The sequence below is a fragment of the Lelliottia sp. 7254-16 genome, from assembly GCF_002922995.1.
GTDB classification, from domain to species: domain Bacteria; phylum Pseudomonadota; class Gammaproteobacteria; order Enterobacterales; family Enterobacteriaceae; genus Enterobacter; species Enterobacter jeotgali.
Map to the genome: position 1 here is coordinate 50,254 of NZ_PQVS01000007.1, position 24,615 is coordinate 74,868.

General features: G+C 55.4%; 20 protein-coding genes. 13 read left to right on the plus strand and 7 right to left on the minus strand.

Features of this window, described 5'->3' with window-relative positions:
• Nucleotides 1-87 precede the first annotated feature (87 nt).
• The gene (gene nudE / locus C3708_RS11485) at nucleotides 88-648 is read right to left on the minus strand and encodes an ADP compounds hydrolase NudE (RefSeq protein WP_103948198.1); all 561 of its coding nucleotides are present in this window, start codon (nucleotides 646-648) and stop codon (nucleotides 88-90) included.
• Nucleotides 649-969: 321 nt separating this feature from the next.
• Here nudE and C3708_RS11495 point away from each other — a divergent pair, with 321 nt between their 5' ends.
• The 5 genes from C3708_RS11495 (at nucleotide 970) to pckA (ending at nucleotide 7,104) form a co-directional block, all read left to right on the plus strand.
• Nucleotides 970-3,108, plus strand: a complete 2,139-nt coding sequence (locus tag C3708_RS11495) for an intracellular growth attenuator family protein (protein ID WP_095283719.1) — start codon at nucleotides 970-972, stop codon at nucleotides 3,106-3,108.
• Between the two features lie 64 nt (nucleotides 3,109-3,172).
• Nucleotides 3,173-3,856 (plus strand): GMP/IMP nucleotidase, encoded by a 684-nt coding sequence (gene yrfG, locus C3708_RS11500; protein WP_103948197.1) that lies wholly within the window; start codon nucleotides 3,173-3,175, stop codon nucleotides 3,854-3,856.
• Nucleotides 3,853-4,254 (plus strand): ribosome-associated heat shock protein Hsp15, encoded by a 402-nt coding sequence (gene hslR, locus C3708_RS11505; RefSeq protein WP_103949389.1) that lies wholly within the window; start codon nucleotides 3,853-3,855, stop codon nucleotides 4,252-4,254. The genes yrfG and hslR overlap by 4 nt, the downstream gene beginning before the upstream one ends.
• 23 nt (nucleotides 4,255-4,277) lie before the next feature.
• On the plus strand, nucleotides 4,278-5,156 hold the full coding sequence (gene hslO / locus C3708_RS11510; RefSeq protein WP_095283722.1) for an Hsp33 family molecular chaperone HslO: 879 nt from the start codon (nucleotides 4,278-4,280) through the stop codon (nucleotides 5,154-5,156).
• A gap of 331 nt (nucleotides 5,157-5,487) precedes the next feature.
• Complete coding sequence (gene pckA, locus C3708_RS11515; protein ID WP_103948195.1) at nucleotides 5,488-7,104, plus strand: phosphoenolpyruvate carboxykinase (ATP); 1,617 nt, start codon at nucleotides 5,488-5,490, stop codon at nucleotides 7,102-7,104.
• A gap of 80 nt (nucleotides 7,105-7,184) precedes the next feature.
• On the opposite strand, the gene envZ is transcribed toward pckA, so the two are convergent.
• Nucleotides 7,185-8,531: a two-component system sensor histidine kinase EnvZ gene (gene envZ, locus C3708_RS11520; RefSeq protein WP_095283724.1), complete on the minus strand. Its 1,347-nt coding sequence runs from the start codon at nucleotides 8,529-8,531 to the stop codon at nucleotides 7,185-7,187.
• The gene (gene ompR / locus C3708_RS11525; RefSeq protein ID WP_001157751.1) at nucleotides 8,528-9,247 is read right to left on the minus strand and encodes a two-component system response regulator OmpR; all 720 of its coding nucleotides are present in this window, start codon (nucleotides 9,245-9,247) and stop codon (nucleotides 8,528-8,530) included. Before ompR ends, envZ begins: the two co-directional genes overlap by 4 nt.
• Nucleotides 9,248-9,478: 231 nt before the next feature.
• Here ompR and greB point away from each other — a divergent pair, with 231 nt between their 5' ends.
• The 5 genes from greB (at nucleotide 9,479) to feoC (ending at nucleotide 15,530) form a co-directional block, all read left to right on the plus strand.
• Nucleotides 9,479-9,952 carry a transcription elongation factor GreB gene (gene greB, locus C3708_RS11530; RefSeq protein ID WP_103947367.1) on the plus strand — a complete coding sequence of 158 codons (474 nt, stop codon included), beginning with the start codon at nucleotides 9,479-9,481 and terminating at the stop codon, nucleotides 9,950-9,952.
• Nucleotides 9,953-10,039: 87 nt separating this feature from the next.
• Complete coding sequence (locus C3708_RS11535; protein ID WP_103949441.1) at nucleotides 10,040-12,367, plus strand: Tex family protein; 2,328 nt, start codon at nucleotides 10,040-10,042, stop codon at nucleotides 12,365-12,367.
• A 336-nt stretch (nucleotides 12,368-12,703) separates the two neighbouring features.
• Complete coding sequence (gene feoA / locus C3708_RS11540) at nucleotides 12,704-12,931, plus strand: ferrous iron transporter A (RefSeq protein WP_095283726.1); 228 nt, start codon at nucleotides 12,704-12,706, stop codon at nucleotides 12,929-12,931.
• Between the two features lie 30 nt (nucleotides 12,932-12,961).
• Nucleotides 12,962-15,280: a Fe(2+) transporter permease subunit FeoB gene (gene feoB, locus C3708_RS11545; RefSeq protein WP_103949390.1), complete on the plus strand. Its 2,319-nt coding sequence runs from the start codon at nucleotides 12,962-12,964 to the stop codon at nucleotides 15,278-15,280.
• A 13-nt stretch (nucleotides 15,281-15,293) separates the two neighbouring features.
• The gene (gene feoC / locus C3708_RS11550) at nucleotides 15,294-15,530 is read left to right on the plus strand and encodes a [Fe-S]-dependent transcriptional repressor FeoC (protein WP_103949391.1); all 237 of its coding nucleotides are present in this window, start codon (nucleotides 15,294-15,296) and stop codon (nucleotides 15,528-15,530) included.
• Between the two features lie 46 nt (nucleotides 15,531-15,576).
• Here the strand turns inward: feoC and C3708_RS11555 are convergent, their stop codons facing one another.
• Both C3708_RS11555 and bioH read right to left on the minus strand, forming a co-directional pair.
• Complete coding sequence (locus C3708_RS11555; protein WP_095284412.1) at nucleotides 15,577-15,846, minus strand: YdgH/BhsA/McbA-like domain containing protein; 270 nt, start codon at nucleotides 15,844-15,846, stop codon at nucleotides 15,577-15,579.
• 111 nt (nucleotides 15,847-15,957) lie between these two features.
• A complete protein-coding gene (gene bioH / locus C3708_RS11560) occupies nucleotides 15,958-16,731 on the minus strand; it encodes a pimeloyl-ACP methyl ester esterase BioH (protein ID WP_103949392.1) in 774 nt (257 codons plus the stop codon).
• Nucleotides 16,732-16,766: 35 nt separating this feature from the next.
• Here bioH and gntX point away from each other — a divergent pair, with 35 nt between their 5' ends.
• From gntX to gntT, 3 genes are all read left to right on the plus strand, one after another.
• A complete protein-coding gene (gntX, locus tag C3708_RS11565; protein WP_103949393.1) occupies nucleotides 16,767-17,450 on the plus strand; it encodes a DNA utilization protein GntX in 684 nt (227 codons plus the stop codon).
• Nucleotides 17,451-17,511: 61 nt separating this feature from the next.
• Entirely contained in the window at nucleotides 17,512-18,087 is a 576-nt protein-coding gene (nfuA, locus tag C3708_RS11570) for a Fe-S biogenesis protein NfuA (RefSeq protein ID WP_095283731.1), read from the plus strand.
• Nucleotides 18,088-18,494: 407 nt separating this feature from the next.
• Entirely contained in the window at nucleotides 18,495-19,811 is a 1,317-nt protein-coding gene (gene gntT / locus C3708_RS11575) for a gluconate transporter (RefSeq protein ID WP_095283732.1), read from the plus strand.
• A gap of 206 nt (nucleotides 19,812-20,017) precedes the next feature.
• On the opposite strand, the gene malQ is transcribed toward gntT, so the two are convergent.
• Both malQ and malP read right to left on the minus strand, forming a co-directional pair.
• Nucleotides 20,018-22,096 carry a 4-alpha-glucanotransferase gene (gene malQ / locus C3708_RS11580; RefSeq protein ID WP_103949394.1) on the minus strand — a complete coding sequence of 693 codons (2,079 nt, stop codon included), beginning with the start codon at nucleotides 22,094-22,096 and terminating at the stop codon, nucleotides 20,018-20,020.
• Nucleotides 22,097-22,105: 9 nt separating this feature from the next.
• Nucleotides 22,106-24,499, minus strand: a complete 2,394-nt coding sequence (gene malP / locus C3708_RS11585) for a maltodextrin phosphorylase (protein ID WP_095283734.1) — start codon at nucleotides 24,497-24,499, stop codon at nucleotides 22,106-22,108.
• Between the last annotated feature and the right edge of the window lie 116 nt (nucleotides 24,500-24,615).

Consider the following 24,615-nt stretch of genomic DNA (forward strand, 5'->3'; position numbering starts at 1 on the left):
ATGCCCGGCGGCGCGTTGCTTGCCGGGCCTACAAAACCTGATCGTAGGCCGGGTAAGGCGAAGCCGCCACCCGGCTTTTTTTATGGGCTACAAACGCCCCTGCCCTTTCAACCACTCCCGCACCAGGAACAGCGCACTGACATTGCGGGCTTCGTTAAAATCGGGGTCTTCCAGCAAATCCATCAGATGCGCCAGCGGCCAGCGCACCTGCGGCAGCGGCTCAGGCTCGTCCCCTTCCAGTTTTTCCGCATAGAGATCTTCTGCCAGCACGATATTCATTTTGCTGGAGAAATAGGACGGGGCCATGCTCAGCTTTTTCAGGAACGTAAGGTCATTCGCGCCAAAGCCCACTTCTTCTTTCAGCTCGCGATTCGCGGCTTCGAAAACAGATTCACCTGGGTCGATAAGCCCTTTTGAGAAGCCCAATTCATAGGATTCTGTCCCCACCGCATATTCACGAATCAAAATCAGGTGATCGTCAACAATAGGAACGATCATCACCGCTTCGCGCGTGGACGGGCGCATACGTTCATAGACGCGACGCACGCCGTTGCTGAATTCCAGGTCGACACTTTCCACGGTAAAAAGGCGTGATTTGGCGACGGTTTCAACATTCAAAATGGTGGGTTTTTGTAAGGGTTTGCTCATCTTGACGGGTCTTTGCTGTGTGAACTGAGTGCATTGTGCGATATGCCGCACGGTTTCGGCAATGTCAATCGCTCTTTATTTACATTTTTGCAACCTAGCGTGAGTTAATCCTCATTTCAGCGCAAAAGTCAAGAGGTTGAAATAACTCCAGGAATTTGCTGATATCCCGCCAGGGTTGCCTTTGCTATTATCTGCGGTCACTGGGATGCGCTTCAAAATGCTCAAGTTCGACTCCATGCTTGCCGATAGCCAACCACAGAGACTCATTCACTGTAAAAGGTGCAACTGACAACACCTGTAAATTAGTAAGATGGGGAAAGCATGAGCACCATTTTGATATTTTTCGCTGCACTGCTGGCCTGCGCACTACTCGCAGGTTGGTTATACCGGCGCCGGGCACAGCGGCGATATCGCCTGCCATTTTTAAACGCCTTTGCCGGAGCAACTACGCGCAAACTGGCGCCCGAAGAACGCAGCGCAATTGAAAACTATCTTGATACGTTGAACCGTGTCCAGCAGACACCTGGCCCGACCGGCGCCAGCGCTGCGCCGATCTCCCTGACGCTCAACGCGCAAAGCGACACCGTGCTGTGCGTGACGCGCTCGATCACCCGCTATGGCATTACCACCGACGATCCCAACAAGTGGCGCTACTATCTCGATTCAGTCGAAGTGCATCTGCCGCCGTTTTGGGAACAATACATCAATGATGAAAATAGCGTTGAGCTGATCCCGACAGATTCTATTCCGCTGGTCATTGCTCTGAATGGTCACACCCTGAGTGAATATGTTCAGGAAGCACCGCGCTTTGCGCTGGAGCGCACAAGCTCCACACAGGCGTCAATTCGTGGTGAAGAAACTGAACAGATTGAACTGCTTAACATTCGCCAGGAAACGCACGAGGAGTATGCCCTCAGCCGTCCGGACGGAATTCGTGAGGCAGTGCTGATCGTTGCCGCTTTCGTGCTCTTTTTCTTCTGCCTGATGGCACCGGACGTTTTTGCACCCTGGCTGGCGGGCGGTGCACTGTTGCTGCTGGGCGCTGGTCTGTGGGGGTTATTTGCGGCTCCGGCAAAAACGACGCTGCGCGAAATCCACTGCTTACGCGGTACGCCTAAGCGCTGGGGTTTGTTCGGCGAGAACGATCAGGAACATATCAACAACATCTCGCTCGGGATTATCGATCTCATCTATCCGCGCCACTGGCAGCCGTGGATTGCCCAGGATTTAGGGCAAAAAACCGATATTGATATTTATCTCGACCGCCACGTTGTGCGCCAGGGGCGTTTCCTGTCCCTTCATGATGAAGTCAAAAACTTCCCGCTCCAGCACTGGCTTCGCAGTACCGTTATCGCCGGTGGCGCTGCGCTGGTGCTGGCGATGTTGATTCTGCTGGTGCCACTCGATATGCCGATTAAATTCACCCTGTCATGGATCAAAGGCGCACAAACCATTGAAGCCACCAGCGTGAATCAACTGGAAGATGCAGGCGTTCGCGTCGGTGATACGCTGAAGCTGAAAGGAACGGGCATGTGTAATATCCACGCGCCCGGGACCTGGAACACGCGCCAAAATTCTCCGTTCACGCCTTTTGATTGTTCGCAGATAGTCTGGAATGACGCCCCACCGCTGCCGCTGCCGGAATCCGACACCGTCGGCAAAGCAACGGCTTTAACTCAGGCTCTGAACCGCCAACTGCATCCAAAACCGGAAGACAATTCCCGCGTCAGCCAGTCTCTGCGCGCAGCGATTCAGAAATCAGGCATGGTGCTGCTGGATGATTTCGGCGACATCGTGATGAAAACGCAGGATCTCTGTTCCGCCGACGATGAGTGTGTGCGCCTCAAAAACGCGTTGGTCAATCTCGGGAACAGTAAAGACTGGGAAGCGCTGGTGAAACGCGCTGACGCAGGGCGACTTGACGGCGTAAACGTTCTGCTGCGCCCGGTGAGTGCCGAATCACTGGAGAATCTGGTCGCCACATCCACCGCGCCTTTCGTCATGCGTGAAACCACCCGCGCGGCCCAGGCGTTAAACAGCCCGGCACCGGGCGGTTTCGTGATTATCAGCGATGAAGGGAGCGATCTGGTCGATCAGCCTTATCCGCCGGTGGCGCTGTATGATTACCCGGCTCAGGAACAATGGGGCGAGTTCCAGCGTCTGGCGCAAATGCTGATGCAAACGCCGTTCAGCGCTGAGGGCATTGTGACGGGTATCTTTACCGATGCCAACGGCACCCGCCACGTCGAACTTCACCGCATGCCGGACAGCGCCGGATTATGGCGTTACATTGCCACTACCCTGCTGATGTTGGCGATGCTGGTGTGCATTATCTGGAACGGAATCGCTGCGCTGCGCCGCTATCAGCGCTCTCGTACGCGCCTGGCCGAGATTCAGCAATACTATGAAAACTGCCTCAATCCCAAGCTCATCGCCGCGCCTGACAGCCTGATCGGATAATACCGCTGCGCGACAGTTATGCTAACCTGTCGCGCACGTATATTTCCGCTGGAGAGTTCCCCCCATGCATCTTGATATCGCCTGGCAGGACGTTGATACCGTCCTGCTGGATATGGACGGCACGCTGCTCGACCTCGCCTTTGACACCCATTTCTGGCAAAAGCTAGTGCCTGAAACCTATGGCGCGCAGCAGGGCATCACTCCGGCGGAAGCGCAGGATTATATTCGCCAGCAGTATCACGCCGTGCAGCATACGCTAAACTGGTACTGCCTGGATTACTGGAGCGACAAGCTCGGTCTGGATATTTGCGCTATGACCACCGCGCAAGGGCCGAACGCGGTGCTGCGTGAAGATACGGTGCCTTTTCTCGATGCCCTGAAAGCAAGTGGCAAGCGCCGTATTCTGCTGACTAACGCGCATCCGCACAATCTGGCGGTGAAGCTCGAACATACCGGGTTGGCGTCGCACCTTGATTTATTACTTTCCACCCACACATTTGGTTATCCGAAAGAGGATCAGCGATTGTGGCAGGCGGTGGCACAAGAGACCGGTTTGCAGCCAGAAAGAACGTTATTCATTGATGACAGTGAACCGATTCTGGATTCGGCGGCAAAATTCGGTATTCGCTATTGCCTGGGCGTGACGAATCCTGATTCCGGCCTGGCGGATAAAAGCTATCTGCGGCATCCGGCACTCAACGACTATCGCCGGATGATCCCCTCACTCAACGTGAAGGAGACGCCATGAAAGATAAACCCTCCGAGGGGGTAAGACTGGATAAATGGCTGTGGGCCGCCCGTTTTTATAAAACACGCGCTCTGGCCCGCGAAATGGTCGATGGCGGTAAGGTCCATTACAACGGGCAACGCAGTAAACCAAGTAAGCTTGTCGAACTGAACGCCACGCTGACACTGCGCCAGGGTAACGATGAACGCACGGTGATCGTCAAAGCCGTTACCGAAAATCGTCGCCCGGCTGTCGTTGCGGCCCTGATGTATGAAGAGACGGCCGAAAGCATCGAAAAGCGCGAGAAAGTGGCTTTAGCGCGCAAGATGAATGCCCTGACCATGCCGCATCCGGACAGGCGACCGGATAAAAAAGAACGTCGCGACCTGATGAAATTTAAACACGGCGAACATGAGTAATCGCCGTTCGAAGAGAGAAAAATATGTCCCAACACGACCAATTACATCGCTATCTGTTTGAGCAATTTGCCGTTCGCGGCGAGCTGGTTACGGTATCCGAAACCTGGAAACAGATTATGGAAAACCACAGCTACCCGCAGCCGGTGAAGACCATCCTCGGCGAGCTGCTGGTCGCGACCAGCCTGCTGACGGCAACGCTTAAGTTTGCAGGCGACATCACCGTACAATTGCAGGGTGATGGCCCGATGACGCTGGCGGTGATCAACGGCAATAACCAGCAGCAGATGCGCGGTGTGGCTCGCGTTCAGGGAGAAGTCCCGGAAGGTGCCGATCTTAAAACGCTGGTCGGCAACGGTTTCCTGGTGATCACGATTACCCCAGAAGAAGGCGAGCGCTATCAGGGCGTAGTGGGTCTGGAAGGCGATACTTTGGCCGCCTGCCTGGAAGATTACTTCATGCGTTCCGAACAGCTGCCAACGCGCCTGTTTATCCGCACAGGCGTGGTGGACGGCCAACTGGCGGCGGGCGGTATGCTGCTGCAGGTGCTGCCTGCACAGAATGCCCAGGGCAATGATTTCGATCATCTGGCGGCTCTGACTGAAACCATCAAAACTGAAGAGCTGTCCACGCTGCCAGCGAACGAAGTGCTGTGGCGTCTGTACCACGAAGAAGAGGTGACGCTGTACGATCCGCAGGACGTAGAGTTCAAATGTACCTGTTCTCGTGAACGCTGTGCGGGCGCGCTGCGTACCCTGCCGGATGAAGAGATCGACAGCATCATGGCTGAAGACGGCGAAATCGATATGAACTGTGACTACTGTGGTTCTCACTACGTGTTCAATTCGATGGACATCGCCGAGATCCGCAACAACGCCTCCCCGGCAGACCCGCAGGTTCATTAATGCCTCCTCCCCTCACTTCCGGTGAGGGGAAAACTTGCCTTTAAGCTGAATCGTTTTTCGTAATGTAACCCTTACGTAACTTTCTTACATGTATGCGATTACATTCACATTCTTCCGGTTAAATACTCCATGATTTAACCTTTTGAGAACATTTCCCCCCACAAAAAAGCGAATCCTGCGATAATCCGCCCTGCTTCGTGACAGGAGTCACAGCGTTTTCCGTCAGGAAGGGTTTTGTCCAGATACGTAAATCTATGAGCCCCGTCGCGGTTAACATCCTAAGAAAAACCCTACAATTTCAGGCAGTACATATTGGCTAAGGAGCAGTGACATGCGCGTTAAAGATTTAACCCCGCAAGATCTCAAGGCTTATGGTATCAACGACGTCCAGGAAATCGTCTACAACCCCGATTACGATACGCTGTATCAGGAAGAGCTCAATCCAGCACTGGAAGGATACGAGCGAGGTGTGTTGACGAACACTGGTGCTATCGCCGTGGACACCGGGATTTTTACCGGCCGTTCGCCGAAAGATAAGTATATCGTCCGTGACGACACCACCCGCGATACGCTGTGGTGGGCAGATAACGGTAAAGGGAAGAACGACAATAAGCCGCTCTCCCAGGACACCTGGCAGCATCTGAAAGGACTCGTCACTCATCAACTCTCCGGCAAGCGTCTGTTCATTATTGATGCCTTCTGTGGCGCCAATGCCGACACCCGTCTTTCAGTGCGCTTCATTACCGAAGTTGCCTGGCAGGCGCATTTCGTGAAGAACATGTTTATTCGCCCGACCGATGAGGAATTACAGGATTTCGAGCCTGATTTTATCGTGATGAACGGTGCGAAATGCACTAACCCTCAGTGGAAAGAGCAGGGCCTGAACTCGGAAAACTTCATCGCCTTCAACCTGACCGAGCGCATCCAGCTTATCGGCGGCACCTGGTACGGTGGCGAAATGAAGAAAGGGATGTTCTCGGTGATGAACTACCTGCTGCCGCTGCAGGGCATTGCCTCCATGCACTGCTCTGCTAACGTTGGTGAAGAAGGTGATGTGGCGGTATTCTTTGGCCTCTCCGGCACCGGCAAAACCACCCTTTCCACCGATCCGAAGCGCCGTCTGATTGGCGACGATGAACACGGCTGGGACGATGACGGCGTGTTCAACTTCGAAGGCGGCTGCTACGCCAAAACGATCCGCCTGTCGGCAGAAGCGGAACCGGACATTTTCGGTGCCATCCGCCGCGATGCGCTGCTGGAAAACGTCACCGTGCGTGCCGATGGAAGCGTCGATTTTGACGATGCCTCGAAAACCGAAAACACCCGCGTGTCGTATCCGATCTATCACATCGATAATATCGTGAAGCCGGTGTCCAAAGCGGGCCACGCCTCGAAAGTGATCTTCCTCACCGCCGATGCGTTTGGCGTGCTGCCACCGGTTTCCCGCCTGACGGCCAGCCAGACGCAGTATCACTTCCTGTCCGGTTTTACGGCGAAACTGGCCGGCACCGAGCGCGGTGTGACTGAACCGACGCCAACCTTCTCCGCCTGCTTCGGCGCGGCGTTCCTGTCGCTGCACCCGACGCAATACGCCGAAGTGCTGGTGAAACGTATGCAAGCCGCAGGCGCGCAGGCGTATCTGGTGAACACCGGCTGGAACGGGACGGGTAAACGCATCTCCATCAAGGATACGCGTGCGATTATCGACGCGATTATCGATGGTTCGCTGGATGATGCGGAAACCTTCACCCTGCCCATGTTCGATCTGGCGATCCCAACGTCGCTGCCGGGCGTGGATACGCATATCCTCGATCCGCGTAATACCTACGGCTCACCGGAACAGTGGCAAGAGAAGGCCGAAACGCTGGCGAAGCTGTTTATTGAAAACTTTGAGAAGTACACCGATACGCCAGCAGGTGCGGCGTTGGTGAGTGCAGGACCAAGGTAAAAGCAAAACGGCAACTTCGGTTGCCGTTTTTAATGTTTTCTCCCTCTCCCTGTGGGAGAGGGAATTGTTAGGTGCGATTTTTAACTCTCTTTCACCTGCCCTCGCGTCACCGGAACTGGCAGCCACGCGCGAATACTCAAACCACCCCGCTCGCTGGTACCAATCTCCAGCAGCCCGTTATGGTTGTCGATAATACGCTGCACAATCGCCAGCCCTAATCCGGTACCGCTGGTGCTACGTGCGCTGTCGCCGCGCACAAACGGCTGGAACAGATGCTTGCGCTGCTCTGGCTTAATCCCCGGACCATCGTCTTCAACCTGGAACCAGGCGCGATTCAGTTCCGAACCACTGCTGACTTTAATCCAGCCATTACCGTAGCGCGCAGCGTTGACCACCATATTGGCGACGGCACGTTTGATGGACAATGGATGCATACGGACCTGAATCTCGCCCGACTGCAAATCAGTATCAATTTCACGCTCGTAACCGCTTTCTGCCGCCACCACTTCGCCAAGCACGCCGTTAAGATCGGCCATTTCCATCGGCATTTCCTGACCGGTACGCAGGTAATCGATGAACTGTTCGATGATAGCGTTACACTCTTCGATGTCCTTGTTGATGGACTCCGCGAGATAACCGTCCTCTTCACCCATCATTTCCGTCGCCAGACGAATACGCGTCAGCGGCGTACGCAGGTCGTGGCTCACACCGGCCATCAGCAGCGTACGGTCGTCGGCAAGTTGCTTCACGCCCGCCGCCATATGGTTAAAGGCGCGTGTGACAGAACGAACTTCAGACGCGCCATATTCACGCAGTGGCGGCGGAATAATGCCTTTCCCCACCTGTAAAGCGGCGTGTTCAAGATCGACTAAGGGTCGGTTTTGTATTCGGATAAACAGCCACGCGCCGCCTATCGCCATCAGCATGATCGCCAGGGTATAGCGAAACAGCGGCGAGAAATCGCCCTGATGGATTTCGGTCAGCGGGACGCGCACCCAAATATTGGGTGACAGCCAGGTTTTCAGCCACACAACCGGCGAGCTTTTGTTGACCTCAACGCGCACTTCCGTCGGGCCACCCAGTTGCTGCGCCATCTGCTGACTTAAGAATTCGTAGTGTTGCGCCCAGCGCAGGCCAGCGTCTTCCGCCGCTTCGTTGGAATAGAGCGAAATTCCCAGCTCGCGGTAAATTTCACGCCGAAACGCCGGAGGAACCACCAGCTGCGTGCCGTCCTCCAGCTGCAGTTTATCGGTCATTAGCATACGAACTTCGTAGGCTAAGACCTTATTGAACTGCTGGAGGCTGGGCAGGATCGCGAAGTTCAGCACCACCAGATACGTCGTCACCAGGCTGACGAACAGCAAGGTGACGATCAGTAGCAGAGTGCGGGCAAACGAGCTGCGCGGTGAAAAGCGCATTCGCCTCATGCTTTAGAACCGTCCGGCACAAAGACGTAGCCCAGACCCCAAACGGTCTGAATGTAGCGAGGATGCGCAGGATCTTCTTCGACCATGCGGCGCAGACGAGAGATCTGGACGTCGATGGAACGCTCCATCGCGGAGTATTCACGACCGCGAGCCAGGTTCATCAGCTTGTCCCGCGACAGCGGCTCACGCGGATGGCTGACCAGCGCTTTCAGAACCGCAAATTCACCGCTGGTCAGCGGCATAGGTTCATCTTCACGGAACATTTCGCGCGTACCGAGGTTCAGCTTGAACTTACCGAAGGCAATCACGGCCTCTTCCTGAGACGGTGCGCCCGGCAGTTCGTTGGCCTGACGGCGAAGGACTGCGCGAATACGCGCCAGCAGTTCACGCGGGTTGAAGGGTTTTGGAATGTAGTCGTCGGCACCAATTTCGAGGCCCACGATACGGTCAACTTCTTCCCCTTTCGCCGTCACCATAATGATCGGCATTGGGTTGCTCTGACTGCGCAGACGGCGGCAGATAGAAAGCCCGTCTTCACCAGGGAGCATTAAATCGAGCACCATCAGGTGGAACGATTCACGGGTAAGCAGGCGATCCATTTGCTCGGCGTTCGCCACGCTTCGAACCTGGAAGCCCTGCTCGGTCAGATAACGCTCAAGCAGCGCACGCAGGCGCATGTCGTCATCCACGACCAGAATTTTATAGTTCTCTTGCATTGTATGTACTCCCAAAGGTCCGGATAGTATTTCAGTACGTATTCTAAAAAAGTGCGCGTCTACGACCAGCTAATTCTGGTATAAATTCTAGTCGAAATTGTTACAAAGCATATTTAACAGCAGCTTATCTGCACATTTCATCACATTAATCATTATTAATCCTGTCTGGTAAGCTATGTGGTACGTAATGTGCGTAATGTCTGCAACTGAGTAGAGTCTTAAGGTCACACCATGAAAACGCCGCTAATCACCCGCGAAGGGTACGAAAAACTCAAAAAAGAGATGGATTACCTCTGGCGGGAAGAGCGCCCGGAAGTGACCAAAAAAGTGACCTGGGCGGCCAGTCTCGGCGACCGCAGTGAGAACGCTGACTATCAGTATAATAAGAAACGCCTGCGCGAGATTGACAGACGCGTCCGTTATCTCACCAAATGCCTTGAGAACCTAAGAATTGTTGATTATTCCCCGCAGCAAGAGGGCAAAGTGTTCTTCGGCGCGTGGGTAGAAATTGAGAATGATGATGGCGATATCCGCCGCTTTCGCATTGTCGGCTACGATGAAATTTTTGGTCGTAAGGATTACATCTCGATCGACTCGCCGATGGCCCGCGCGCTGCTCAAAAAGGAAGTCGGTGATTTAACCATCGTCCAGACGCCCGGCGGTGAAGCCAGCTGGTACGTCAACGAAATTGAGTACGTTAAATAGTCCGAGAGCACCCTCCACGGCTGGCATTTTCGCGTGTCAGCCCGTATAACTATCCCCCTGTTTTTCGACAAACCAGATGACAAAGCCATGATGAAAGATTCGCTCTGCCGCATTATTGCGGGTGAACTTCAGGCCAGAGCCGAGCAGGTAGAAGCTGCCGTCCGCCTGCTTGATGAAGGGAACACCGTGCCGTTTATTGCACGTTATCGTAAGGAAGTCACCGGCGGTCTGGATGACACGCAGCTGCGCAACCTGGAGACCCGTCTGGGCTACCTGCGCGAGCTGGAAGACCGTCGTCAGGCCATTCTCAAATCCATCGGCGAGCAGGGCAAACTGACCGATGCGCTGGCAGGTGCTATCAACGGCACGATGAGCAAAACCGAGCTCGAAGACCTCTATCTGCCATACAAACCTAAGCGCCGCACCCGCGGGCAGATTGCGATTGAAGCAGGCCTTGAGCCGCTGGCGGATCTGCTGTGGAACACCCCGTCACACGATCCGGAAACGGAAGCCGCGAAATTTATCGACGCGGAAAAAGGCGTGGCCGATACCAAAGCCGCCCTCGACGGTGCGCGCTATATCCTGATGGAGCGTTTTGCCGAAGACGCCGCGCTGCTCTCTAAGGTGCGTGATTATCTGTGGAAAAATGCCCATATCGTCTCAACCGTGGTGAGCGGTAAAGAAGAGGAAGGTGCGAAATTCCGCGACTACTTCGATCATCATGAACCGATCTCCACCGCTCCGTCGCATCGTGCGCTGGCGATGTTCCGTGGCCGTAACGAAGGTATACTGCAACTCTCGCTCAATGCCGATCCGCAGTTCGACGAACCGCCAAAAGAGAGTTATTGCGAACAGATTATTACCAACCACCTCGGCCTGCGCCTGAACAATGCCCCAGCAGACAGCTGGCGCAAAGGCGTGGTGAGCTGGACCTGGCGCATCAAAGTGCTGATGCACCTCGAAACCGAACTGATGGGCACCGTGCGCGAACGCGCAGAAGACGAAGCGATTAACGTCTTTGCCCGAAACCTGCATGACCTGCTGATGGCCGCACCTGCTGGCCTGCGCGCCACTATGGGTCTCGATCCGGGCCTGCGTACTGGCGTGAAAGTGGCCGTTGTCGACGAGACCGGCAAACTGGTCGCGACCGACACCATCTATCCGCACACCGGCCAGGCCGCGAAAGCCGCCGTGGTGGTTGCCGCCCTGTGTGAAAAATACAACGTTGAACTGGTGGCGATCGGTAACGGTACCGCATCGCGCGAAACCGAACGCTTCTTCCTCGATGTGCAGGAGCAGTTCCCGAAAGTCACCGCGCAGAAAGTGATCGTCAGCGAAGCTGGAGCGTCGGTTTACTCGGCGTCCGAACTGGCGGCGCTCGAGTTCCCGGACCTCGACGTTTCCCTGCGCGGCGCGGTCTCTATCGCCCGCCGCCTGCAAGATCCGCTGGCAGAGCTGGTGAAAATCGATCCGAAATCGATCGGTGTCGGCCAGTATCAGCACGACGTGAGTCAGACTCAACTGGCGCGCCGTCTGGATGCGGTGGTGGAAGACTGCGTAAACGCCGTCGGTGTAGACCTGAACACCGCCTCCGTTGCTCTGCTGACCCGCGTGGCAGGCCTGACCCGCATGATGGCGCAGAATATCGTCTCCTGGCGCGATGAGAACGGTCAGTTCCAGAACCGCCAGCAGTTGTTGAAGGTGAGCCGTCTCGGGCCGAAAGCCTTTGAGCAGTGCGCGGGCTTCCTGCGTATCAACCACGGCGATAACCCGCTGGATGCCTCAACCGTTCACCCGGAAGCTTATCCGGTAGTGGAGCGTATTCTGGCTGCCACTCAGCAGGCGCTGAAAGACCTGATGGGCAACAGCACCAATCTGCGTGACCTGAAAGCCGTCGATTTCACCGACGACAAATTCGGCGTGCCAACCGTCTCCGACATCATCAAAGAGCTGGAAAAACCAGGTCGCGACCCGCGCCCTGAGTTTAAAACGGCGAAGTTTGCCGAAGGCGTTGAAACGATGAAAGATCTGCAGCCGGGAATGGTGCTGGAAGGCGCGGTAACGAACGTCACCAATTTTGGTGCCTTTGTCGATATCGGCGTGCATCAGGACGGTTTAGTGCATATCTCTTCCCTGGCCGATAAGTTCGTGGAAGACCCGCATACCGTGGTCAAAGCGGGCGATATCGTGAAGGTGAAAGTGCTGGAAGTGGATATGCAGCGCAAGCGTATCGCGCTGACGATGCGTCTTGACGAGCAGCCAGGCGAAACCAACGCTCGTCGTAATAACGGCGGCGGCGCGCGCGAGCAATCCCGTCCAGCAGCCAAAGCCGCGAAACCACGCCCTCAGGCTCAGCCTGCCGGTAACAGCGCGATGATGGATGCGCTGGCCGCCGCGATGGGCAAAAAACGTTAATGTCCCCCATTTGCCCGGCTGAATGTCGGCCGGGCAAATGCAGTACCGCCCGACAATCACACCGCAATAAGCTGGAATAAATAACAACGTACTCACTCATTTATTAGTAAATATGGAACCGATTGCATATCCATATTTATACCAACGATTATCACTTAGTTAACAAATTAATAATTCATACCTCACTCCCCATCTCATTAAAAATTGAGCAAGGTCAAACAGTCCTCGAATTAATGTCCATATGAACATCCGGTCACATTTTAAATATTGCTGATAGAAACCATTCTCATTATCATGAACCTGTTGATTATTTAACCTTCGGTCAAAGTGGTTTCTATGCAATACACACCAGACAGTGCCTGGAAAATTACCGGTTTTGCCCGCGAAATTAGCCCGGCGTATCGTCAAAAACTGTTGTCATTAGGCATGCTGCCTGGGTCTTCGTTCCAGGTTGTGCGCATTGCGCCATTAGGCGATCCCGTGCATATCGAAACCCGTCGCGTCAATCTGGTATTGCGTAAGAAAGACCTCGCGTTATTAGAAGTCGAAGCTTTAATCCGATAAATCGCCAGCCGTTATACCGAGTCTAAAACAATGAAAAAATTAACCATTGGCTTAATTGGCAATCCTAATTCCGGCAAGACCACCTTATTTAATCAGCTAACGGGCGCACGTCAGCGCGTCGGTAACTGGGCGGGCGTCACGGTGGAACGTAAAGAAGGCCAGTTTTCGACGACGGACCATCAGGTCACTCTCGTTGACTTACCTGGCACTTATTCGCTCACTACCATTTCATCGCAGACCTCGCTCGATGAGCAAATTGCCTGCCACTATATTCTGAGCGGCGACGCGGATTTACTGATTAACGTCGTCGATGCCTCCAATCTTGAGCGTAACTTGTACCTGACCCTGCAATTGCTGGAGCTGGGCATTCCGTGCATCGTCGCGCTGAACATGCTCGATATTGCCGAGAAGCAAAAAATTCGTATCGACATCGATGCCCTTTCAGCACGCCTTGGCTGTCCGGTGATTCCGCTGGTCTCCACCCGCGCGCGTGGGATCGACGCCCTGAAGCTGGCGGTCGATCGCCACACCGGCAATACCGATCTTGAGCTGGTTCATTACCCTCAGCCGCTGGTGCGCGAAGCCAGCATACTGGCGCAAGAAATGACCCACGCGATGCCGCAGAAACAGCGCAACTGGCTGGGGCTGCAAATGCTGGAAGGCGATATCTACAGCCGTGGTTATGCGGGCAACGCCGCACAGCATCTGGATATTTCGCTGGCGCGACTGAGTGACGAAATCGACGACCCGGCGCTGCATATCGCCGACGCACGCTATCAAAGCATCGCAGCGATTTGCGAAATGGTCAGTAATACCCTGACCGCCGAGCCGAGCCGCTTCACCTCTGCCGTTGATAAAATTATTCTCAACCGCTTCCTCGGCTTGCCGATCTTCCTGCTGGTGATGTACGTGATGTTCCTGCTCGCCATCAACATTGGCGGCGCGCTCCAACCGCTGTTCGATGTCGGCTCTGTGGCCATTTTTATCCACGGCCTGCAATGGCTGGGCTACACGCTGCATCTGCCTGAATGGCTGACCATTTTCCTCGCGCAGGGGCTGGGTGGCGGTATCAACACCGTTCTGCCGCTGGTGCCGCAAATCGGCATGATGTATCTGTTCCTCTCCTTCCTTGAGGATTCCGGTTACATGGCCCGTGCTGCCTTCGTGATGGATCGCCTGATGCAGGCGCTCGGTTTGCCAGGTAAATCCTTCGTTCCACTGATTGTCGGTTTTGGCTGTAACGTTCCGTCGGTGATGGGCGCACGTACGCTGGATGCGCCGCGTGAGCGCCTGATGACCATCATGATGGCGCCGTTTATGTCCTGCGGCGCACGACTGGCGATCTTCGCAGTCTTTGCGGCGGCGTTCTTTGGCCAGGAAGGTGCGCTGGCAGTATTCTCCCTGTACCTGCTGGGTATCGTGATGGCGATTCTCACCGGCCTGATGCTCAAACACACCATCATGCGCGGCGAAGCCTCACCGTTTGTGATGGAACTGCCGGTCTACCACGTCCCGCACATCAAAAGCCTGCTGATCCAGACCTGGCAGCGCCTGAAAGGTTTTGTTCTGCGCGCCGGTAAAGTCATTGTCATTGTCAGTATTTTCCTTAGCGCGCTGAACAGCTTTACCCTCAGCGGTCAGGCGGCGGATAATATCAACGACTCGGCGCTGGCCTCCGTCAGCCGCGTGATCACCCCGCTGTTCAAGCCGATTGGCGTTCATGAAGATAACTGGCAGGCCACCGTTGGGCTGTTCACCGGCGCGATGGCAAAAGAAGTGGTTGTGGGCACCCTGAACACGCTGTATACGGCGGAAAATATTCAGGAAGAGGAGTTTAACCCGGCGGAATTCCACCTCGGAGACGAGCTACTGGGCGCGGTGGATGAAACCTGGGAGAGTCTGAAAAACACCTTCAGCCTGAGCGTGCTCGCCAATCCCATCGAGGCCAGCAAAGGCGACGGTGAAATGGCAACTGGCGCGATGGGGGTAATGAGTCAGAAGTTCGGCAGCGCGTCAGCGGCCTATAGCTATCTGATCTTCGTCCTGCTCTACATTCCGTGCATTTCCGTGATGGGGGCGATTGCCCGCGAATCCAGCCGTGGCTGGATGGGCTTCTCGGTTCTGTGGGGGCTGAACATTGCGTACTCGCTGGCGACCGTCTTCTATCAGGCCACCAACTTTAACCAGCATCCACGCTACAGCCTGGTGTGCATCCTGGCGGTTGTGTTGTTCAACGTCATCCTTATTGGCCTGCTTCGCCGCGCACGTAGCCGTGTCGACGTCAACCTGCTGGCGACCAACAAAACGGCGGCCAACTGCTGTAACAGTCCTGCTGGCGACTGCCACTAAGAGGTAAGAGTTTATGGCATCGATGATTCAGGTTCGTGATCTACTGGCGCTTCAGGGGCGAATGGAGGCCAGACAGTTGAGCCTTTCCCTGCACACGCCACAGCCGATGATCGATGCCATGCTCGAAAGACTGGAGGCAATGGGAAAAGCTTTTCGGGTTCAGGAAGATAAGGACGACTGCTTGTCCGGTAGCTGCAAAAGCTGCCCGGAAGGGAAAGCGTGCCTGCGGGAATGGTGGGTACTGCGCTAATGTGATTTGCCGGGAAAACGAAACGCCTCCCGGCAATAATGGCTACTTACTTAAACACTTCCGCCGTGGCGCGAACGTCTTTCTCATTCTTCGTACCGCTGGTGATCACATAATATGTGCCGCCTAATTTATCCGCCTTTTCCGACAGCTCTTTTTTCGCATCCATCGGTGAGGTTTTATCTGACGTTGAAACATCCCCTACTTTGGTCAAGTTCATCTTTTTCGCTTCATCCCTTTGCAACTCTTTCGCCGCAAAAGCCCCAAAAGACAATGACCCAATAACCAGTGAAGCAACAAGTCCTGTGACTATTTTCATATCCATACTCTCCATAGGTTTATAATTGCGTATATCGCAGGGACAATTGCCACAACGACACACTGAGTATTGTCGTGGCACACCAGTTTTTCCAGGATGGATAGAAAACAATCAGTCTAAACGTTGACTTAACGCAGTCAGCGCCGCGCAAAACTCAGCGGGATGTGAAACAAAAGGCGCGTGCGCCGCTTTGGCAATAACCAACGACTCACTCTGCGGCCACTGCGCATCCAGCATCGGCACCACTTTGCGCGGAACCAGCCCATCAAGATAACCGTAGATTCGCAGATGCGGCACGGCAAGCGCAGCCAGTTGTTCGCGCAGGTCGACGGTTTTCAGGATCTCCAGGCCGCCATTCAGAACATCAACGTCCGGCATTGGCAGAGCCAGCACCGCGTTTTTGAGCATTCGCGCATCCTGTCGTGCCGTTTCGGTGCCCATTGTTTGCAGTGCCAGAAAACGCTCAACCGTGCGCTTGAAATCTTCGCTCAGCTGCTGCTGAAAGCCCGCTAAGACCTCCGGCTTGATACCTGGCCACTCGTCGCGGGCGCTAAAACACGGTGAGGAAGCTACCGTCACCAGCGCCTGAACGCGCTCCGGGTGCGTCAGGGCAATCTGACTGGCCACCAGCCCACCTAAACTCCATCCGAGCCAGATAGCCTTTTGCGGCGCACGTTCCAGAACCTGTTGCGCCATCGCCTCCAGCGCCAGAGCGCCAAAGCCGTGGCTGCGCCCGAAACCGGGCAGATCAACAAGGTGCAACGTAAATTGCGAGGCCAGTTCCTCCTGAATGCAATGCCACACCTCGGCGTTCAGCCCCCATCCGTGCAGCAGCACAAGATCAACATTTCCTGTGCCTGTGGTCTGCCACCAAAGATTATTCATCGGTTAGGATTCTCTTTTTAACAAGGAAGTTACTCATGCTAACAGTGCCTGGCTTGTGCTGGCTATGTCGAATGCCGCTCACGATAAGCCACTGGGGAGTGTGTTCGGTCTGCACACGCTCATTCCAGACCCGTACGCCCTGTTGCCCGCAATGCGGATTACCGGCGACGAGCGTCCACATCCCCTGCGGAAGGTGCCTGCAAAAGCCGCCGCCCTGGGATGCTCTGGTCGCGGTCGATGATTACGTTCAGCCGCTGAGTGGCCTGATCCATAAACTGAAATTTTCCCGGCAAACCCAGCTGGCTGGCCCTCTCGCTCGCCTGCTGGTACTGGCGGTTTTGCACGCCAGACGCACACGCAATTTGCCTGCGGTGGATTTACTCATCAGCGTGCCCCTCCACCACCGGCGCCACTGGCGTCGCGGGTATAATCAGAGCGAGGTGCTATGCCACCCACTTGCCCACTGGCTACGCTGCAGTTATCACCCTGTCGCGCTGAAACGCACACATGCCACGGCAATCCAGCATCAGCTCAGCGCGAGGTTGCGCAAAAGAAACCTTAAAAACGCCTTTCGGCTTGAATTGTCGGTCAAGGGCCGCCATATCGCGATTGTGGATGATGTCGTCACAACCGGCAGCACGGTAGCAGAACTTTCCCGACTGCTTTTGCAAAGCGGCGCGGCGACGGTTCAGGTATGGTGTTTGTGTCGCACCTTGTAGCCCTTTTCCGATGGGCGTATTATTATACCCAGGTAATTTAGTCAACTATTAGGCCAAAGCTATGATCCGTATTTCCGATTCTGCACAATCACACTTTGCCAAACTGCTGGCAAATCAGGAAGAAGGGACGCAGATCCGCGTGTTTGTGATTAATCCAGGCACTCCGAATGCAGAATGCGGTGTCTCTTATTGTCCTCCGGACGCTGTGGAAGCATCTGACACTGCCCTTAAATTTGAGCAGCTCACCGCCTATGTCGATGAGTTAAGCGCGCCGTATCTTGACGATGCGGAAATCGATTTCGTTACCGATCAGCTGGGTTCTCAGCTGACGCTGAAAGCACCGAACGCGAAAATGCGTAAAGTGTCCGACGATGCCCCGCTGATGGAGCGCGTGGAATATCTGCTGCAATCGCAGATCAACCCGCAGCTGGCCGGTCACGGCGGTAAAGTCACCCTGATGGAAATCACTGACGACGGTCTGGCTATCCTGCAGTTCGGCGGCGGGTGCAACGGGTGTTCTATGGTCGACGTGACCCTCAAGGAAGGGATCGAGAAGCAAATGCTGAACGAATTCCCTGAACTGAAAGGCGTGCGCGATCTGACCGAACACCAGCGCGGCGAGCACTCATACTACTGAGTTCCCGTCTGTCTTTGCCGGGTGGCGGCTTCACCTTATCCGGCCTACCGTTCGAGGCTTATGTAGGCCCGCTAAGCGTAGCGCCATCGGGCAAATGACCGCACACCACATCCAGGCCGGGTACGGCGTAACCGCCAACCCGGCTTTTGTTTGCCCATCACTCCCTTCCCATATGTTGACCTGCGTCTCATAATTCAAATTTTGCCTGCCAGGGTGATTCTCAATCCGCGCATGTTACCCGTATCATTCACATGGGCACTAAGCATCCTCATAACAGCCGACTAAACTCAATAGTTTCGCAGGCAACCAGTATTAGTGCCGTTAATTCTCTGTTCCCAGTTGGGACAATCGGAAATTGTCGTTGAAACAATGACGTTACCCATAACAATTGAAAGGCCAGGTTAATCATGCCATTAGTTATCGTCGCTATCGGTGTTGTCTTATTACTGCTCTTGATGATCCGTTTCAAGCTGAACGGCTTCATCGCTCTGGTTCTGGTGGCACTTGCAGTCGGTCTGATGCAAGGAATGCCGCTGGTCAAAGTCATTAGCTCTATCAAAGCCGGTGTCGGCGGAACGCTTGGCAGCCTGGCACTGATCATGGGCTTCGGCGCCATGCTCGGTAAAATGCTGGCAGACTGCGGCGGCGCACAGCGTATCGCAACCACTCTGATCGCCAAATTTGGTAAACAGCACATTCAATGGGCGGTGGTATTAACCGGCTTTACCGTCGGTTTTGCGCTGTTCTATGAAGTTGGCTTCGTGCTGATGCTGCCGCTGGTCTTCACCATCGCGGCTGCGGCGAATATCCCGCTGCTGTATGTCGGTGTGCCAATGGCCGCTGCGCTGTCTGTGACCCACGGCTTCCTGCCACCACACCCGGGGCCAACCGCCATCGCGACCATCTTCCACGCGGATATGGGTAAAACCCTGCTGTTCGGTACCATCCTGGCGATCCCAACCGTTATCCTTGCGGGCCCGGTGTTTGCTCGCTGCCTGAAAGGCATCGACAAGCCCATCCCGGAAGGTCTGTATAGCGCAAAAACCTTCACTGAAGAAGAGATGCCAAGCTTTGGCGTCAGCGTCTGGACTTCTCTGGTGCCGGTCGTGCTGATGGCGATGCGCGCCGTGGCAGAAATGGTGCTGCCGAAAGGTCACGCATTCCTGTCCGTCGCTGAGTTCCTCGGTGATCCGGTCATGGCAACGCTGATTGCCGTCCTGATTGCGCTGTTTACCTTCGGTCTGAATCGCGGTCGTAACATGGACCAGATTAACGACACGCTGGGCTCTGCCATCAAAATTATCGCTATGATGCTGTTGATCATCGGCGGTGGCGGTGCGTTCAAGCAGGTTCTGGTGGACAGCGGCGTGGATAAATACATCGCCTCTATGATGCATGAAACCAACATTTCTCCGATTCTGATGGCATGGTCTATCGCCGCCGTTCTGCGTATCGCGTTGGGTTCTGCGACCGTTGCAGCGATTACCGCTGGCGGTATCGTGGCGCCGCTGATTGCGACCACCGGCGTGAGCCCTGAGCTGATGGTTATCGCAGTAGGTTCCGGTAGCGTGATTTTCTCCCACGTGAACGATCCGGGCTTCTGGCTGTTCAAGGAGTACTTCAACCTGACTATCGGTGAGACCATCAAGTCCTGGTCGATGCTGGAAACGATTATTTCCGTGTGCGGCCTGATTGGCTGTCTGCTGTTGGGAATGGTGGTTTAAGCCTTACCCGGCCTGGTTGATCTGTGCGGTCATTTGCCGGGTGGCGGCTGCGCCTTACCCGGCCTACAAGGTAAACGCAAAACGGCAACCAAAGGTTGCCGTTTTTAATGTTTTCTCCTTCTCCCCTGGGAGAGAGTCGGGGTGAGGGCATCAAACCGCACCCTCCGTAGGCCCTGCAAGCGCATTTGCGCCGCCGGGCTTTTTTATCACTTCTTCGCTCTTCTGCGCTTATCCAAATCCTTAATCAGCTTGTTCACGCCGTCGTCGGCAAACATCTTCTCAAGGGTGGTGGACAGCTTACGCCGCCAGTTTTTGTACTGATAGCTGGTGCCCGGAATGTTTACCGGCTCCGCCATTCCCAGCCAGTCTTCCGGCTGCAAACCCAGCAGAGCGCTGTTGCTGTCGGCAATATAGCGCTGCATCGCGCGATTGAGCGTCGGCGTCATCGCCATAAGCGAGGCCTTATGCCCGGCACGTTTTGGCAGGCAGCCGTGCTTATGCAGCGCATCCAGCAGCCCTTGTTTTGCCAGCTCGCGATCCTGATACAGCCCGCGCAGCACCCCTTCATCCGGATACAAACCTAGCGTTTTGCCAAGCGTGAGATCGCCACTTTCCCAATAGCCTCGCAGCGTAGGAAGATCATGCGTTGTCGCGACAGCCATTGATTGTTCAGGATACGCTTTCGGCGAACGGAACGTCTTCTCATGGTCACTTTCGAAATAGAGTACTTTGTATGAATAAACGCCACTCTCGCGTAATTTGCTGACGATTTCAACCGGTACAGTACCGAGATCTTCGCCAATCACCATGCAGTGGTGACGCTGGCTTTCCAGCGCAAGAATCGACAGTAAATCGTCCACCGGATAATGCACATACGCGCCGTGATCCGCCGTTTCACCGTACGGAATCCACCACAGACGCAGCACAGACATTACGTGGTCGATACGCAATGCGCCGCAGTTTTGCATGTTGGCGCGCAGCAGATCGATAAACGGCTCGTATCCGCGCGCCGCCATTACGTGCGGGTCCATCGGCGGCAGGCCCCAGTTCTGACCCAGCGGCCCGAGAATATCCGGCGGCGCGCCGACGGAGGCTTTCAGGCAGTAAAGCTCGCGATCGCACCAGGTTTCGGCTCCACCTTCCGCCACGCCCACCGCCAGATCGCGGTACAGGCCGATCGGCATGTCGTAGCCCTGGCTCTCCTGCCAGCAGGCGGCAAACTGGCTGTACGCCAGCCATTGTAGCCACAGGAAGAAATCCACTTCGTTGGCGTGTGTTTTGCAGAAGGCTTTCACTTCCGGGGAATCCACCGACTGATACGCCTCTGGCCACACCGGCCAGCCCCAGCGCATTTCGTCCTCTTTCACCTGATAGGCATGCAGCGCATCAAACGCCGCCTGCCAGTAAAGGCTGTCACCTTCCTGGGTGACAAATTGACGGAACGCTTTCATCTGTTCGTCGGTGCGTTTTGCAAAGCCCTTCCACGCCATGCGCAGAGCGGCCATTTTCAGCGCCGTGACCGTTGCGTAGTCGACCCAGTCGGCGTCTCGCACCTGTTTCAGCGTCTGCTGAGTGGTGCTCATCTTCCACCACTCCTGCGCCTCTTTGCTGTTTTTGAAATCATCCAGCGCGTTGACGTCGATATAAATCACGTTCAACCAGCGCCGGGATGACGGGCTGTACGGGCTGGCGCTTTCCGGATTCGCCGGATACAGCGCGTGGATTGGATTAAGGCCGATAAACGCCCCACCGCGTTTGCCCACGTCCGTCAGCATTTTCTTCAGATCGCCAAAATCGCCGATCCCCCAGTTGTCGTCCGAACGTAGCGTATAGAGCTGCACGCAGGCGCCCCACAGCTTTTTACCTTCACGCAGTGCCTGCGGTTCGTAGCAGCGTTTCGGGGCAATAATCACCCGACAATGGAAACGATGCTCACCCTGAGTAAGCGTCAGAGTGTGGTAGCCTTGCGGCAACTTCGTCGGAAGGTTGAGCTGTTTACCGCCCGTGGCATGGCCCTTATGTTCCTGACCCTCTTCGGTGATTAACAGCCAACTGAACTCGCCGCTGCCGTCAATCATCAGCGGCATTTTCTTGCCCGCAGTGAACACTTTCACCAGCGGAACCGGCGTCACCGCCGCTTTCGCGACGGGTTTAGCCTTGTGCATGGCGTCCAGCAAACGTCTTTTGGTTTCAGCACCAATTGACTGTGGTTTACCGTGAGCATTGATGTAACTGGGGCTGATCCCCGCCGCCAGCGCGGCATTATCCAGACGTTTGCTATCCATCGCGCTTCCTTAGCGTTTTGCCTGCCAGATACGGGCCTGATAATCACGGATTGAACGGTCAGAGCTGAACATCCCGCAGCGGGCGGTGTTCAGAATACACGCCCGGGTCCAGGCGTCCTGATCGCGATACAGCACATCGACCTGCTTCTGTGCATCCACGTAGGCGGTGAAGTCCGCCATCACCAGATACGGATCGCCACCCTGTTTGCCGATGCTGTGCAGCATCTGGTCAAACGCATGTTTGTCGCCATCGCTGTATTTGCCGCTTTCCAGCTCTTTCAGCACTGCATCCAGCACTTTGTCTTTCTTGCGCCATTTCACCGGGTCATAGCCTTTGGCTTTCAGGGCTTTCACCTCCTCGACCGTATGCCCGAAGATAAAGATGTTCTCTTCGCCCACCTGCTCGGCGATTTCGACGTTTGCACCGTCCAGGGTGCCGACGGTTAACGCACCGTTCAGGGCCAGCTTCATGTTGCCAGTGCCGGAGGCCTCTTTGCCTGCAGTAGAGATCTGCTCAGAAATATCCGCCGCCGGGATCAGCATTTCCGCCGCCGACACGCAGTAATCCGGCAGGAACACCACTTTCAGCTTATCGCCGACGTTCGGATCGTTGTTCACCGCGTCGGCCACTTTGTTGATGGCCAGAATGATGTTCTTCGCCAGGTAGTAGCCAGGCGCGGCTTTGGCACCAAACAGGAACACGCGCGGCACGCGGTCGGCGTTCGGGTTTTCGCGGATCTCCTTATACAGCGCCAGAATGTGCAGCAGGTTCAGGTGCTGACGTTTGTACTCATGCAGGCGTTTAATCTGGATATCAAAAATCGCGTTTGGATTGATTTCAATCCCGGTACGCACTTTCACGAACGCCGCCAGGCGCACTTTGTTCTCTTGCTTAATAGCCTGATATTTCTGACGGAACTTCGCGTCGTCAGCCTGTTTTTCCAGGTTGATCAGTTGGTCGAGATCGTTGGCCCACTCTTTCTTCAGGGTTTTATCCAGCAGCGCGGCAAGCGCCGGGTTGCACTGTTTGATCCAGCGACGCGGCGTGATGCCGTTGGTGACGTTATGGAACTTGTTCGGCCAAAGCTGGTGATATTCCGGGAACAGATCTTTGACCACCAGATCCGAGTGCAGCGCCGCCACGCCGTTCACCGCAAAGCCGCTGACCACACACATATTCGCCATGCGGACCTGTTTATCGTGCACCACCGCCAGTTTCGCCCACACCGCTTTGTCGCCCGGCCAGGTTTTGCTCACCAGCACTTTGAACTGGTCGTTGATCTGATTGATGATCTGCATATGGCGCGGCAGGAGCGCTTTCACCAGCTTCTCGTCCCAGCACTCCAGCGCTTCTGGCATCAGGGTGTGGTTGGTGTAAGCGAAGGTCTTGCTAGTGATCGCCCAGGCCGCATCCCAGCTCAGCTGGTGCTCATCGAGCAGTACGCGCAGCAGTTCAGGGATCGCGATCGTTGGGTGAGTGTCGTTCAGCTGGATAACTTCGTAATCCGCCAGCTCAGACAGCTTACGGCCCGCCAGATGATGGCGACGCAGGATATCCGCCACCGAACAGGCGCACTGGAAATACTGCTGCATCAGGCGCAGTTTTTTACCCGCCAGATGGTTGTCGTTCGGGTACAGAACTTTAGTCAGCTTCTCGGCGTCGATACCCTGCTGCTCGGCACGCAGGAAATCGCCGTCGTTAAATTTGGTCAGATTGAACGGATGCGCGTGTTTCGCCTGCCACAGACGCAGCGGCTGCGCGACGCCGTTACGATAGCCCAGCACCGGCAGATCCCAGGCTTCGCCGGTGATGACAAAACCCGGTTCCCAATGGCCCTGCTTCGTGACTTTGCCGCCAATGCCGACGTGCACGTCGAGCTGCGCGTTATGGCGGAACCACGGATAGCTGCCGCGATGCCAGTCGTCCGGGGCTTCAATCTGATGCCCGTCATTAAAGGACTGACGGAACAGGCCGTACTGATAGTTCAGACCATAACCGATAGCGGATTGCCCTACCGTCGCCATTGAATCGAGGAAACAGGCCGCCAGACGCCCCAACCCGCCGTTGCCTAAGCCCGGATCGGTTTCTTCCTCCAGCAAATCGGTCAGGTTCACGTTGTGCTCATTCAGCACCTCGCTCACTTCCTGATACCAGCCAAGGTTCAGCAGATTGTTGCCGGTCAGGCGTCCAATCAGAAACTCCATCGAGATGTAGTTCACATGACGCTGGTTTTTGACCGGCTTCGCCGCTGGCTGAGCGCTGAGCAGTTCGGCCAGCGCACCGCTCACGGCTTGCCACCACTGATGAGGCGTCATGTCCTCTGCTGCAAACAAACCAAAACGCTGCCACTGACGCGTCAGGGCAGCCTGAAATTGAGCTTTGTTGAAGGTAGGCTGTGACATAGGGAATCGGCATCCTGTAGAGAAAGAAAACATAATGGCGCTAGTGTGCCTGGCTCATTCCCCCTCTTCCTCCTCCTGCCGGGGATTAGGCAGGGAGGAGTAACGGGGATGAGCGC

Bases quoted from the DNA above. Each gene is read 5' to 3' on its own strand.
- nudE (WP_103948198.1), bottom strand. From the start codon at position 648: ATGAGCAAACCCTTACAAAAACCCACCATTTTGAATGTTGAAACCGTC.
- C3708_RS11495 (WP_095283719.1), top strand. From the start codon at position 970: ATGAGCACCATTTTGATATTTTTCGCTGCACTGCTGGCCTGCGCACTA.
- yrfG (WP_103948197.1), top strand. From the start codon at position 3,173: ATGCATCTTGATATCGCCTGGCAGGACGTTGATACCGTCCTGCTGGAT.
- hslR (WP_103949389.1), top strand. From the start codon at position 3,853: ATGAAAGATAAACCCTCCGAGGGGGTAAGACTGGATAAATGGCTGTGG.
- hslO (WP_095283722.1), top strand. From the start codon at position 4,278: ATGTCCCAACACGACCAATTACATCGCTATCTGTTTGAGCAATTTGCC.
- pckA (WP_103948195.1), top strand. From the start codon at position 5,488: ATGCGCGTTAAAGATTTAACCCCGCAAGATCTCAAGGCTTATGGTATC.
- envZ (WP_095283724.1), bottom strand. From the start codon at position 8,531: ATGAGGCGAATGCGCTTTTCACCGCGCAGCTCGTTTGCCCGCACTCTG.
- ompR (WP_001157751.1), bottom strand. From the start codon at position 9,247: ATGCAAGAGAACTATAAAATTCTGGTCGTGGATGACGACATGCGCCTG.
- greB (WP_103947367.1), top strand. From the start codon at position 9,479: ATGAAAACGCCGCTAATCACCCGCGAAGGGTACGAAAAACTCAAAAAA.
- C3708_RS11535 (WP_103949441.1), top strand. From the start codon at position 10,040: ATGATGAAAGATTCGCTCTGCCGCATTATTGCGGGTGAACTTCAGGCC.
- feoA (WP_095283726.1), top strand. From the start codon at position 12,704: ATGCAATACACACCAGACAGTGCCTGGAAAATTACCGGTTTTGCCCGC.
- feoB (WP_103949390.1), top strand. From the start codon at position 12,962: ATGAAAAAATTAACCATTGGCTTAATTGGCAATCCTAATTCCGGCAAG.
- feoC (WP_103949391.1), top strand. From the start codon at position 15,294: ATGGCATCGATGATTCAGGTTCGTGATCTACTGGCGCTTCAGGGGCGA.
- C3708_RS11555 (WP_095284412.1), bottom strand. From the start codon at position 15,846: ATGAAAATAGTCACAGGACTTGTTGCTTCACTGGTTATTGGGTCATTG.
- bioH (WP_103949392.1), bottom strand. From the start codon at position 16,731: ATGAATAATCTTTGGTGGCAGACCACAGGCACAGGAAATGTTGATCTT.
- gntX (WP_103949393.1), top strand. From the start codon at position 16,767: ATGCTAACAGTGCCTGGCTTGTGCTGGCTATGTCGAATGCCGCTCACG.
- nfuA (WP_095283731.1), top strand. From the start codon at position 17,512: ATGATCCGTATTTCCGATTCTGCACAATCACACTTTGCCAAACTGCTG.
- gntT (WP_095283732.1), top strand. From the start codon at position 18,495: ATGCCATTAGTTATCGTCGCTATCGGTGTTGTCTTATTACTGCTCTTG.
- malQ (WP_103949394.1), bottom strand. From the start codon at position 22,096: ATGGATAGCAAACGTCTGGATAATGCCGCGCTGGCGGCGGGGATCAGC.
- malP (WP_095283734.1), bottom strand. From the start codon at position 24,499: ATGTCACAGCCTACCTTCAACAAAGCTCAATTTCAGGCTGCCCTGACG.